This window comes from Stenotrophomonas sp. GZD-301 (assembly GCF_049310345.1).
GTDB lineage: Bacteria > Pseudomonadota > Gammaproteobacteria > Xanthomonadales > Xanthomonadaceae > Stenotrophomonas.
In genome coordinates, this window is the sequence record NZ_JBMOWY010000085.1 from 16,385 (window position 1) to 28,206 (window position 11,822).

The following is an 11,822-nucleotide window of genomic DNA, read 5'->3' on the forward strand; positions in this document are numbered from 1 at the left end:
GCAGGCGAACGTTAATTCGCCGAGGTGGACGCGGTGGAGCGTTCAGCCAGCGCCTGCGCCGGGCAGGCCTGCAGCGCCTGCGCCACCTCGTGTGCCATCGCACCGCCCTGCGGCTGTTGCCGGTGCACGTCGGCCCGCAGCTCGGCCAGCGCCTGGCGGCCCCGCTGCGGTGCCTCGCCGCAGGACAGCAGCGCCAGCGATGCGCGCGCCTGCCAGCGCCGCTGCCGGGTGCCGGGCTCGTCACCGGGAAGCTGCGCCAGCGCGTCCAGTGCCCGTCGCGCTTCCACGTCCTGGCCCATCCGCATCAGGTTGCGCGCCCAGGCCAGCTGCAGGTCCTGCTGCTGCGCTGCCGCCGCCGGGCCGGCCGGAGCGATGCGGCGCATCAGGGCGATCAGCCGGTCGCCGGCCTGACGCGGATCGCCCTGCTCGCCGATGATGGCGGCCATCGCCCGGTCGGCCTGCAGGACCAGCGGATCCAGTTCGCCGCGCTGCGCGGCCTGCCACTGCCGCCCTTCATGCAGGGCCGCCAGCGCCTCCCGCCAGCGGCCGCTGCCGGCCAGCGCCCTGCCCTGGTCGTAGAGCCCCTGCGGCAGCAGGCGCACGCAGTCCGGTTGGCGCCAGATCGCGACAGCGTGGGCGAAATCGACCGCGGCGGCAGCGCTGTCGCCGCGTTCCAGCGCCAGCTGCCCCAGCGCATGCCAGGTCAGGCCGGTGTCGCGGTGCTGCTCGCCCAGCGCCTGCCGGGTCAGCCGATGGACCTGCTGCAGCATCACCTCGGCCTGGTCCAGCTCACCGCGCTGCATCGCCAACACCGCGCGCAGGCGTCGGATCGACAGGGTTTCCGGATGATCCGGGCCGTACAGGCTGACCGCGTCCGACCACGCCGCGTGCAGGGTCTGCCCGGCGCCGTCCAGGTCGCCCTGCGCGGCCAGGGTTTCGCCCAGGTGGCGGCGCAGCGTGATCAATTGCGGGTGGCGCCCGCCGACCCGGCTCTGCAGCAGCTGCAGCGCCTGGCGATAGCCGGACAATGCGGCCTGCGCATGGCCTTCGTCGCTGTCCAGCGCCGCCAGGTCGGACAGGCTCTCGGCGGTGGCCACTGCATCGCGCAGCACGTCGCGGCGCAGCGCCAGCGCGCTGGTGAAGGCGGCGCGCGCCGGGCCGCGATAGCCGAGCAGCTGCTGGCAGCGACCGAGCTGGGCGTGGTACTCGGCCACCAGGGTGGGCAACTGCAGGCGCTGCTGCCGGGCCAACGCCTGCATCGGCAGCAGGTGGCCGACGCAGGCACGCGAGCGGCCGAGCATGCGCAGTGCGCGCCCGCGCTGGGTGACCGCCTCCAGCTGCAGCGCCGGCGGCACGTCCTTGACCTGCTCCAGCAGGGCACGCTGGCGGTCCAGCGTCTGCAGCGCCAGCTGGTAGTCGCCCATGCCGATCCGCAGGCGGCCGATCACGCCCTCCAGGTCGGCCAGCGACAGCGGCTGGTCGGCCAGCTCCACTTCGCCGCGCTGCTGCCCGGTGGCCAGCAGCTGGCGCACGTCGAAGCTGCCGTGGCGCACGCCGGCCGCGCGGTCGAACAGCCCCACGGTGAAATCCTGCATGGCCTGCGCGCGGGCGATCTCGCGGCGCGCCTGCTGCATCTGCCAGAGCGCCAGCACCGCCAGCGCGATCAACGCCAGCACGCTCACCGTGCCCAGGCCGACGCCCCAGCGGTGCCGGCCGATGTACTTGCGCAGCCGGTACAGCGTGCCCTGCGGGCGGGCGTGGATCGGGCGGCCCTCCAGAAACCGGCGCAGGTCCTGCGCCAGCGCCTCGACCGAGGCGTAGCGCTGGCCCGGCTCCTTCTGCAGCGCCTTGAGCAGCACCGTGTCCAGATCGCCCCGCACCCGCCGTGCCAGCCGCCGCAGCGCCGACCCGGCCGGGCCACCCTCGCCGGCCCGGCGCAGCAGCACGCTGGAGGCGCGCGGCGCGCTGACCTCCATGATCGACCGCTCCCACTCGGCATCGCTGTGCCGGCGCAGGCGGTACGGCTTCTGCCCGGTGACCACCTCGAACAGCACCACGCCCAACGAGTACACATCGGTCAGCGTGGTCACCGGCTCGCCGCGCACCTGCTCGGGCGCGGCGTAGTGCAGGGTGAACGCGCGCGCTTCGGTGGGCGGGTGCGCCGGGGGCTCGCCCTCGTCGGCATCGAGCAGCTTGGCGATGCCGAAATCCAGCAGCTTCACGTCACCCTCGGCGGTGACCAGGATGTTGGACGGCTTGAGATCGCGGTGCACGATCAGGTTGGCGTGCGCGTGGCTGACCACCGCGCACACCTGCAGCATCAGCTGCAGGCGGCGTTCCAGCGGCAGCTGCAGGCGCTGGCAGTAGTCGGTGATCGGCTCGCCTTCGACATACGCCAGCGCCAGGTAGGGCTGTCCCTGCAGGTCCATGCCGGCGTCCAGCAGCTCGGCCAGGTGCGGGTGCTGCAGGCGGGCCAGGATGTCGCGTTCGCGGCTGAAGCGCTGACACAGCCCGGGGTCGGCATAGCCGCTGCGCAGCAGCTTCAGCGCCACCTGCCGCTGGTACAGCCCGTCGGCGCGTTCGGCCAGCCACACCTCGCCCATGCCGCCCTGCCCCAGCGGGCGCAGCAGGCGGTAGGGCCCAACCAGAGTGCCGACACGGCTGTCTTCGGGCGCGGCGGTCCACAGCGGCTGGGCCATGAACTCCTCGCTTTCGCGCTCGTGCGCCAGCAGCCGCTCCAGGTCATCGGCCAGGCTTGGATCGTCGGCGCGCAGCTGCGCCAGCCGCTGCGCACGCTGCGCGTCGGTCAGGTCCAGCAACGGATCCAGCAGCGACGACAGCCGCCGCCAGCGCGAAGCCTCCATCGATCCCCTCCCGCCTGCTGACTGCCCACCCGCGCCGCCACGCGGGCCCCGGATGCCGCTGCGCTAGTCCTCGCGGACCGAGGCCAGCAGGAACATCCGTGCCTTCTGCCAGTCGCGCCGGATGCTGCGTTCGGACCGCTGGCAGAGCTCGGCGATCTCCTGCTCGGACAGGCCGGCGAAGTAGCGCAGCTCCACCACCCGCGCCAGATGCCCATCCACCGCCTGCAGCCGCGCCAGCGCCACGTCCAGCGCCAGCAGGTCCTCGTCCAGGCGCACGCCGCTGCTGCTGTTTTCGGGAATCTCGGCAACGCGCTTGAGGTCGCCGCCGCGCTTGCGCGCGAGCCGGTTGCGGGCGTAATCCACCACCACGCTGCGCATCGCCGAGGCGGCATAGGCGAAGAAGTGGGCGCGGTCCTCGAACCGGGCGGCGCCGCGCGCGCCCAGCAGCTTGAGGTAGGACTCATGCACCAGCGAGGTGGCGTCCAGGGTGCGGTTCTGCTGCCCGGCCAGCTGCCGCCGCGCCATGCTGTGCAGCTCCTGGTACAGCAGGGTCAGCACCCGGTCCAGCGCGGCGCGGTCGCCCGCGCGGGCCGAGTCCAGCCATACGGTGATATCCGCGCTTTCGTTCATCGCACACCCCCGCCGGTGACGTTGGCCGGACTATAGCGCCCCGGGAGAGACGGCCGCGAGACGATCCGGCGACGGCCGCTTCAGCGTTGGCAGTGCCCGCACCAGACGCTGGCGCGCTGGCCGATGGTGGCGTGGCGCAGGGGCCGCCCGCACTGGCGGCAGGGCTGGCCGTCGCGGCCGTAGACCAGCAGTTCCTGCTCGAAGTAGCCCGGCGCCCCGTCGGGGTTGATGAAGTCGCGCAGGGTGGTGCCGCCGCGGGTGATCGCGTGGCCGAGGATCTGCTTCACCGCCGTGGCCAGGCGCTGGTAACGCTCGCGGGAGATGCGCCCGGCCTCGCGCAGCGGGTTGATGCCGGCCATGAACAGGCTCTCGGCGGCGTAGATGTTGCCCACGCCGACCACGATGCCCTGGTCCATCAGGAAGGTCTTCACCGACGCGCTGCGGCCACGGCTGCGCTGGAACAGGTAGTCGCCGTTGAATTCATCGTCCAGCGGCTCCGGGCCCAGCCCGGCCAGCAGTTCATGGGTTTCCCCGGCCGGCTGCCAGAGCAGGCTGCCGAACCGGCGCGGGTCGTTGAAGCGCAGCAGGCGGCCGTTGTCCAGGCTGATGTCCACATGGTCGTGGGCCCGCACGGGAGTATCGCCGGGCAGCACGCGCAGGCTGCCGGACATGCCCAGGTGCAGCAGCGCGCTGCCGATGGCCGTATCCAGCAGCAGGTATTTGGCGCGGCGGCGCACGCCGTCGATGGCCTGGCCAGGCAGCAGCGCGGCGATTTCCGCCGGGATCGGCCAGCGCAGGTCCGGCCGGCGCAGGATCACGCCATGCACGCGGCGGCCTTCCAAGTGCGGCGCCAGGCCGCGACGGGTGGTTTCGACTTCGGGAAGCTCGGGCATGGGGAGATTCTAACGAGCCCCTGCCTGCCCGGGGCGGGCCGGTTCAGCGCGGTGGCGCGGCCAGTTCCTTGGCGCTCAGGTACCCGTCGCCGTTGGCGTCCTGCCTGTGGAAGCGCTCGATCAAGGTCTGGCGGTGCTGCTCGCGGGTGATCGGGCTGCCCTTGCCGCCCGGCAGCTCATCGCGGGTGAGCACGCCATCGCCGTTGCGGTCCATGCGGTCGAACGCGTACAGCATCCACTGCACGTATTCCTCCACGCTGACCTTGCCGTCGCCATCGCTGTCCATGCGCTGCAGGTAGCTGCCGGTGTCGGTCACCTGGGCCTGGGCGACCGCGCTGGCCAGCAGCAGCACCAGCCACGAAAAACGCCGCACGGGGCGGCGTTTTTCGGACAACGGGTGAACGCGGTGCACGGCTCAGTGCGCCGTCAGCGCGTAGCCCTTCAGGCGCGCGGCATAGTTCTGCAGCGCGGCAATGCCGCTGGCCTCGGCCTCGTGGCACCAGGCCTGCAGCAGCTTCAGACGCTCGGCGGCATCGTTGCCACGCGCTTCCAGCAGGGCCGCCAGACGGGCGCGGTGCTCGACCAGCACGCGGATGCGCGGGCGCTGTTCGACCCAGGTGCTGAGCTGCGCACGGCAATCGGGCTTGAGCCAGCGACCGTCATTGACCAGCCCACGGCGCATGCGGCGCGGCAGCAGCTTGCGCAGCTTGGCGCCGGCCATCGCGGCTTCCTCGCGCAGCGCCGGCACGAACACGTTGCGCTGGTAATCGGTCATCGCCTGGAAACGGTGCGACAGCAGCGCCTTGAGGGTTTCCGCATCCGGCACGGCAATGTTCGGGCGTACGTCCATGCTCGGCGCCACACGCAGCACCTTGGCCAGGCGCAGCGCCTGCAGGCCGCGGATGGCGGCCCAGCCGATGTCGAACTCCCAGCGGCGCATCGAGAAGCGGGCCGAGCTGGGGAAGGCGTGGTGGTTGTTGTGCAGCTCTTCACCGCCGATCCAGAACGCCCACGGCGTCAGGTTGGTGGAGGTATCGGCCGACTCGAAGTTGCGGTAGCCCCACCAGTGGCCCAGGCCATTGACCACGCCGGCGGCCCAGAACGGGATCCAGGCCATCTGGATTGCCCACAGGGCCACGCCGGGCAGGCCGAACAGCACGCTGTTGACGGCCAGCAGCGCGACCGGGCCGAGGTTGGCGTGCGGGGTGTACAGGTGGCGCTCGATCCAGTCGTCGGGCGCGCCGCGGCCGTACTGCTCGATGTCAGCGCGCATGCCGCGGGCTTCGCGGTACAGCTCCACGCCGCGCCAGAACACCTTGCCGATGCCCTTGGTGACCGGGCTGTGCGGGTCTTCGTCGGTTTCCACCTTGGCGTGGTGCTTGCGATGGATCGCCACCCACTCCTTGGTGATCATCGAGGTGGTCAGCCAGGTCCAGAAGCGGAAGAAGTGGGCGATGACCGGATGGAAGTCCACGCCGCGGTGTGCCTGGCTGCGATGCAGGTACAAGGTGACGGCGAAGATGGTCAGCTGGGTGAACACCAGCAGCACCAGCGCCATACCCCACCAGCCAAGGCCGACAATACCGCCGGTCAGGAAGTTGAGGAGCGTATCGAACATCGCAGGACTCCGGGCCGCAGGGGCCAGCAGGGAAACGGGTACACCTTCGGACATGATGGGGCCTGACGTTGCAAACTTCATCCATCCGGTGCGATTTTTACCGCGTCATTCAGTTCAGTCCCTCCTTCGTGAGCATGCCCCCGCATTCATGACAGTTGCCGCCTCCTCCCCCTCCCCGTCATCCACCGCCCCGCTGATCGAACTGGACCGCGCCTGCGTGATCCGGGGCCAGGTGCGGGTACTGCACGACCTCAGCCTGCGCATCGCCCAGGGCCAGCACACCGCGCTGCTCGGCCCCAATGGCTGCGGCAAGTCCTCCTTCATCAAGCTGATCACCCGCGAGCTGTATCCGCTGGCCCACGGCGACGGGACGGTGGCCGTGCGCGTGCTGGGGCAGAACCGCTGGCAGGTGGACCGGCTGCGCTCACAGCTGGGCATCGTCACCGGCGACCTCAGCAGCAACCTGGCCGACATGCCCGGGCTGACCGTCGAAGAGGCCGTGCTGTCGGGGTTCTTCGCCAGCTTCGTGGTGCCGGCCTTCCGTGAAATCACCGAGGACATGCGCGCACGGGTGCGTGAAACCCTGGCTATGACCGCTGCGCTGCCCCTGCTGCAGCGCCGCTATGCCGAACTGTCTGCCGGCGAGACGCGGCGGGTGCTGATCGCCCGTGCGCTGGTCAACCGCCCGCAGGCGCTGCTGCTGGACGAGCCGTCCACCGGCCTGGACCTGGTGGCGCGCCAGCACCTGATCGCCACCATGCGCGCGCTGGCCGCCCAGGGCATCACCCTGGTGCTGGTCACCCACCACATCGAAGAGGTGATCCCGGAGATCGAGCGGGTGGTGCTGCTGCGCGCCGGCAGGATCGTCGCCGACGGAAGCCGCGCCGCGCTGCTGCGCGATGCACCGCTGTCGGAGGTGTTCGGCGGGCCGATCCAGGTGGTGGAGCAGGACGGGCGGTTGAGCGCGTTCGCCGGCTGAGCACAGCGCCAGCGGGCGCATCCGTGAAGGGGGCGGGGCTGTTGCCCCGCCCCGCATCCCTCAGAACGTCAACGCCCGCGCCCGCGATTCGATCGGCGCCATGCGGCTCTGGTCCTGCAGCTGCAGATCACGCAGCTCGAACGGCGCTGCATAGCCACGCGGCAGGGCCACGCTGGCGAACGGCAAGTGCAGCTCGGCATTGCCCGGTGCGTCGAACCAGGCCGCGCTGTGCGCCTGCGCTACCGGCCGCAGTTGCCCGTCCGGGCCGGTGGCATACAGCGTGCCGCGTGCCTCGTAACGCCCCGGCGCACCGATCTGCAGCGGCAGGCGCACCGCGCGGGCCGTCGGGTCCGCCTCGGCCTGGCCACTGAAACGGGCGGTTGCCTGCGCGACGGCGAAGGCGACCTTGGCATCGCGCTGCACGCCCTTGGCGCCCACGAAGGCCTGCAGCTCCCACAGGCCCTGGACCGTGCCGACCTCCTGCGGGATCGTCACCTGCGCCTGCAGGCCGTCCCTGCCGGCCACCAGCGGTACCGGCCAGCTGCGTCCATCCGGTGCCACCAGCAGCGCCTCGCCCGCGGCCGGCAGGGCCCGCGCGGTGGAGCGCCCCGCTGCCAGTGCGGTGCTGCCGCCGTCGTCCTGCAGGCGTGCGCTGACCACCACGCGGCCACCGGCCAGCACCTGCTGGCGGTCGGCCTGCAGGCGCAGCGCGATCGGGCTGTTGGGTTCCAGCACCTGCACCACGTAACGGCCCTGGGCCTGCGCGCTCTGCAGGCGGTACGTGCCCACCGCGGCACTGCCGCCGGTACGCACCATCGCCGTGCCGGTGCCGGCGGCCATGCCGGTGGCGCGCAGTTGTTCGGCGTCCACCACACGGTTCACCGCCAGCGCGCCGGCCGGGTCGCGCACCTCCCACTGCTCGGGCCGCAGCGCCCGCGCGCCCTGCACCGGGCTGACCTGGATCACCGCATCCGGTGCCGTCAGCGGCAGGGCCACGCCACGCTGCAGCGTGGCGGCGTCCACGGTTTCCCAGTAGCTGCGGCTGAGCGCGGCCTGCGGCGCCGGCGCCGTGAGCGGCTGGGTCGGGTCCAGGGCCCAGGCGAAGCTCAGCGGCGCGCGCTCGCCGGCCTCGGCAGGCAGCGCGGCGCGTTCCACGCGCGGGGCCACCTGGTCGCTGCTGCGTGCCGGCAGCAGCGGTTGTGCGGCCTGCAGCGGCGCGGCCAGTACGGCGGCGGCCACGGCCACCACGATCGTCAGTCTTGCAGTCATGGTGTGCTCCTCACAGGGCCAGGTCGTTGCGCAGGATCGTGCCCAGGCCGAAGCATTCGCGGCGGCTCTGGTTGTGGCTCAACGGCTCGGCACCCTTGGTGCGCTGCTTGTCGGTGAACCAGGTGGTGCCGGCGGCCTTCTGGCTGCTGCACTCCAGGAATCCGTCCGAGCAGCTGTTCAGCCAGTTCTGGGTGAATTCCAGCCCGACGTTCTGCGCATAGCCCCCGCAGTAGCTGTTGCTGTCCCATACCGCCGACTCCACATCCGAGCCGACCACCGCGCGGAACGGCTTGGGCAATGCCGGGCGGCCGGCCGTGCCGTACAGGTTCTGTGCGTTGTAGGTGGCCATGTGGCCCACCTGCTGCTGGCGCACCGCGTCGTTGGTATAGCCCAGCAGCCAGCCCACCGACGTTTCGAAGGTGTTGCCGTTGAGCACCGCATCGGCCAGCGGCGTGCCCGCCGAGGACGGCGCCAGCGCGGTGACCTTGCTGACCGTCTGGATGATCTTCGGGTAGCGGCTGTCATAGGTGGGGTTGGACAGAATCCAGCGCACCACGTTGCCGCCGTTGGAATGGGTGATCACCACCAGCTTGGTGATGCCCTTGCCGTTGATGAACGTGGTCAACTGCCCGGCCAGACAACCGGCGGCCTCGGGCTTCCACATATACTGGGTGAAGTCGCAATTGATGACGGTGTAGTTGGCGCTGTTGGGCAGCCCCAGCCGTACCGTGTCGACGATGCCGGGCTGCCAGTAGGCGGCCCGTGCATCGGTCTGCGCGCCCGTGCCGTGCACGAACGCCACCCCCACCACATCCGCTGCCTGCGCACCGCTGCACGCCAGCATCAGGCCCACGGCCAGGCCGACGCCCATCCTTCCTGCGTTGCTTCGCATCCGTTGTCTCCCACGTCAGGTGATCCCCCTGGTTTCGGCACCGGCTCACTATTGAACGCAATGGTCGACATTCGTATGACGCGTGGCCGTTCCTTGGGCGGAAGCTATGCCGTAAGCGCATTGAATTCCGTGCGCCAGTAGATGTTTCCTATCTTTTGGGAGGATTCCCGGCCGATCCCGCCGTTTTGTGCCGGGTTTGGCCGCATGACGGCCGGCGCCGCCAACGGGCAGGCAAGCTGCGATCATGCCTGTCCGCCTCTTGCCGAGACCTGCCGATGTCGTCGTCCTTCACGCCCACCCTCGTTCTGCGCCCGCTGCTCGGCGCGGCCCTGCTCGCGGCGCTGGCCGGCTGCGCGTCGACGGCCGCACCGCCAGCCACGCCCGTGGAGGCGTCGGTGACGACCAAGGCGGTGGGTTATCTGCCCGCCGAGGCCGTGCCGGCCAGCCTGGCCCTGGTGCCCGCGCCGCCGGCGGCAGGCTCGGCCGGTTTCGCGCTGGATGAGCAGGTCAGCCGCGAGGCGCGCGCGTTGCGCGACAGCCCGCGCTTCGCGCAGGCGCACCGCGATGCCGAACTGGGCTTCCCGGCCGGCGCCAACCAGTTCTCCTGCGCCATCGACGTGGATGTGGATGCCGTGAAGACGCCGGCGCTGTACCGCCTGCTGGAACGCAGCCGCATCGATGCCAGCGCGGCCACGCGCACCGCGAAGAAGCACTACCAGCGCGCACGGCCGTTCATGGTCAACAACGAGCCCACCTGCAGCCCGGAAGACGAACAGGACCTGCGCGGCAACGGCTCCTACCCGTCGGGCCACACCTCGATCGGCTGGGCCTGGGCGTTGATCCTGTCCGAGATCGCGCCTGACCGCGCCGACGCGATCCAGGCGCGTGGCCGCAACTACGGCGAAAGCCGGCTGGTCTGCAACGTGCACTGGCAGAGCGACATCCTCGAAGGCCGTTTCATGGGTGCGGCCGCCGTGGCGCGCCTGCATGACAACGCCGCGTTCAACAAGGACCTGATCGCCGCACGCCGCGAGATCGCCGCCGCACGCAAGTCGGGCCTGCATTCCAGCCGTGATTGCGCGACCGAGGAAGCGGTGTTGAAGGTGCGCCCGGAAAGCGCGCTCTGACAGAACCCTCTCCATTCCGGCATCGCAGAATCCCGCGCTGCGCGCGATAGCCGACCAACGGTCGGCTCTACCGGGGCGCACCGTGGGCTCTGCCCGGCTGCGCTTCGTTCCGGCACCGCACAACCCCCGCGCTGCGCGCGATAGCCGACCAACGGTCGGCTCTACCGGGGCGCACCGCGGGCTCTGCCCGGTTGTTCTTCGTTCCGGCATCGCAGAATCCCGCGCTGCGCGCGATAGCCGACCAACGGTCGGCTCTACCGCGGCGCTCGGGTGATCGCGTGATGACATCCGGTGCCGTCCTTCATCTCGATGACGCAGTCACGACAGGTGCCGACAACATGGCACTCCACGCGGAAGCCCCCACGCTCCCATCGGACAACGGTGAGTCCGTGGTCGAGGCCGAATTCCTGTGTGGGGTCCGCCCGCAGCATCCCGGAAATCTCCCGTTCGGTTCTGCCGATGAAATCGGCAGCATCGGCAGTCTGCAGGTCCAGCGCGAAGGGGCGTCTGCGCAGGCGCAGCCTGCGGAAGTGGGCTCGCCAGTAGCCGCGCGTGGGGACACGCCGCAGGCATGCGATCACTGCGCGCCTGCGGTGGACCGAATTCAGCAGTCCCCTGCCCGCGCCCCAGCGGAGGACGGCATCCAGCGCGCACGCAATGATCCACACCGGCAGCTCGACCAGCAGCAACGCGGCGACTTCCCCCGCGCGGTTCAACCGCGCGCGCCCCGTCGCAATGTCCACAGCTTCAGCAATTCGATGAGCAGCAGCAGGCCGATCGTCATCGCCACCTGCGTCGCCGGCGTTGGCGCCCTGTCATGAACCAGCATCAGCGCAAACGGCACAGAAGGCATCAGCACCATCAGCCGCAGCGGCAGCTGCACGTACGCAAGATGGACACCGAGCCGGCTGCGACATAGCAGCAACGCGCAGGACGCGAACAGACTCGCCTGCAGCACCCAGCTCGGCGCAAGGAAGGGCAGCGCCGTCCATCCGTGGCTGTCCAGCACCGCGATCGACCCACGCATATCGTCGAGGTACGGCAGGCGGCCATGCCGGAGCGCGGATGCCAGGTAGATGATGATCTGCGCTGCATCCATGCAGCCCCACAGCACCCGCGCCCGGCCAGCGGTCGATGGTGTGCGTTGCGTGGTTTCCATTGCTCTGAGCCGCACGGGATGATTGATCTGCCAGTATGCCGGGCGTGCGACGGTGCCGGAATGCAGCAATTTGCAAAGCGGTGCCAGGCATCACCGTAGAGCCGGGCTCTGCCCGGCTGCTCTCCGTTCCGGCACTGTAAAGCCCGCGCTGCGCGCGATAGCCGACCAACGGTCGGCTCTACCGGGGCGCACCGTAGAGCCGGGCTCTGCCCGGCTGCTCTCCGTTCCGGCATTGCAAAGCCCGCGCTGCGCGCGATAGCCGACCAACGGTCGGCTCTACCGGGGCGCACCGTAGAGCCGGGCTCTGCCCGGCTGCTCTTCGTTCCGGCACTGCAAAACCCGCGCTGCGCGCGATAGCCGACCAACGGTCGGCTCTCCCGGTGCCGCAGGA

11 protein-coding genes are annotated in these 11,822 nt (G+C 70.6%); 2 read left to right on the forward strand and 9 right to left on the reverse strand.

What is annotated here, in order from left to right; genetic code table 11:
* Positions 1 to 11: 11 nt before the first annotated feature.
* The 5 genes from ACO6VK_RS19895 to ACO6VK_RS19915 form a co-directional block, all read right to left on the reverse strand.
* Positions 12 to 2,864 (reverse strand): protein kinase domain-containing protein, encoded by a 2,853-nt coding sequence (locus ACO6VK_RS19895; RefSeq protein ID WP_422510184.1) that lies wholly within the window; start codon positions 2,862 to 2,864, stop codon positions 12 to 14.
* Positions 2,865 to 2,927: 63 nt separating this feature from the next.
* Positions 2,928 to 3,494 (reverse strand): ECF-type sigma factor, encoded by a 567-nt coding sequence (locus ACO6VK_RS19900; protein WP_017357607.1) that lies wholly within the window; start codon positions 3,492 to 3,494, stop codon positions 2,928 to 2,930.
* An 80-nt stretch (positions 3,495 to 3,574) separates the two neighbouring features.
* Complete coding sequence (gene mutM, locus ACO6VK_RS19905; RefSeq protein WP_017357606.1) at positions 3,575 to 4,387, reverse strand: bifunctional DNA-formamidopyrimidine glycosylase/DNA-(apurinic or apyrimidinic site) lyase; 813 nt, start codon at positions 4,385 to 4,387, stop codon at positions 3,575 to 3,577.
* 43 nt (positions 4,388 to 4,430) lie between these two features.
* On the reverse strand, positions 4,431 to 4,760 hold the full coding sequence (locus ACO6VK_RS19910; protein ID WP_422510187.1) for an EF-hand domain-containing protein: 330 nt from the start codon (positions 4,758 to 4,760) through the stop codon (positions 4,431 to 4,433).
* 42 nt (positions 4,761 to 4,802) lie between these two features.
* Entirely contained in the window at positions 4,803 to 6,005 is a 1,203-nt protein-coding gene (locus ACO6VK_RS19915; protein ID WP_422510188.1) for a DesA family fatty acid desaturase, read from the reverse strand.
* A gap of 148 nt (positions 6,006 to 6,153) precedes the next feature.
* On the opposite strand from ACO6VK_RS19915, the gene ACO6VK_RS19920 reads away from it, so the two are divergent.
* Positions 6,154 to 6,984, forward strand: a complete 831-nt coding sequence (locus tag ACO6VK_RS19920) for an ABC transporter ATP-binding protein (RefSeq protein WP_422510189.1) — start codon at positions 6,154 to 6,156, stop codon at positions 6,982 to 6,984.
* 60 nt (positions 6,985 to 7,044) lie between these two features.
* On the opposite strand, the gene ACO6VK_RS19925 is transcribed toward ACO6VK_RS19920, so the two are convergent.
* Together ACO6VK_RS19925 and ACO6VK_RS19930 are read right to left on the reverse strand one after the other, a co-directional pair.
* Positions 7,045 to 8,253, reverse strand: coding sequence for a DUF4785 domain-containing protein (locus tag ACO6VK_RS19925; RefSeq protein ID WP_422510191.1), 1,209 nt, complete (start codon positions 8,251 to 8,253; stop codon positions 7,045 to 7,047).
* Between the two features lie 10 nt (positions 8,254 to 8,263).
* Complete coding sequence (locus ACO6VK_RS19930; protein WP_422510193.1) at positions 8,264 to 9,145, reverse strand: hypothetical protein; 882 nt, start codon at positions 9,143 to 9,145, stop codon at positions 8,264 to 8,266.
* Positions 9,146 to 9,420: 275 nt separating this feature from the next.
* Here ACO6VK_RS19930 and ACO6VK_RS19935 point away from each other — a divergent pair, with 275 nt between their 5' ends.
* On the forward strand, positions 9,421 to 10,272 hold the full coding sequence (locus tag ACO6VK_RS19935) for an acid phosphatase (RefSeq protein WP_422510195.1): 852 nt from the start codon (positions 9,421 to 9,423) through the stop codon (positions 10,270 to 10,272).
* Positions 10,273 to 10,526: 254 nt separating this feature from the next.
* On the opposite strand, the gene ACO6VK_RS19940 is transcribed toward ACO6VK_RS19935, so the two are convergent.
* Positions 10,527 to 11,015, reverse strand: a complete 489-nt coding sequence (locus ACO6VK_RS19940; protein ID WP_422510197.1) for a hypothetical protein — start codon at positions 11,013 to 11,015, stop codon at positions 10,527 to 10,529.
* On the reverse strand, positions 10,985 to 11,431 hold the full coding sequence (locus ACO6VK_RS19945; RefSeq protein ID WP_422510199.1) for a hypothetical protein: 447 nt from the start codon (positions 11,429 to 11,431) through the stop codon (positions 10,985 to 10,987). The genes ACO6VK_RS19940 and ACO6VK_RS19945 overlap by 31 nt, the downstream gene beginning before the upstream one ends.
* Between the last annotated feature and the right edge of the window lie 391 nt (positions 11,432 to 11,822).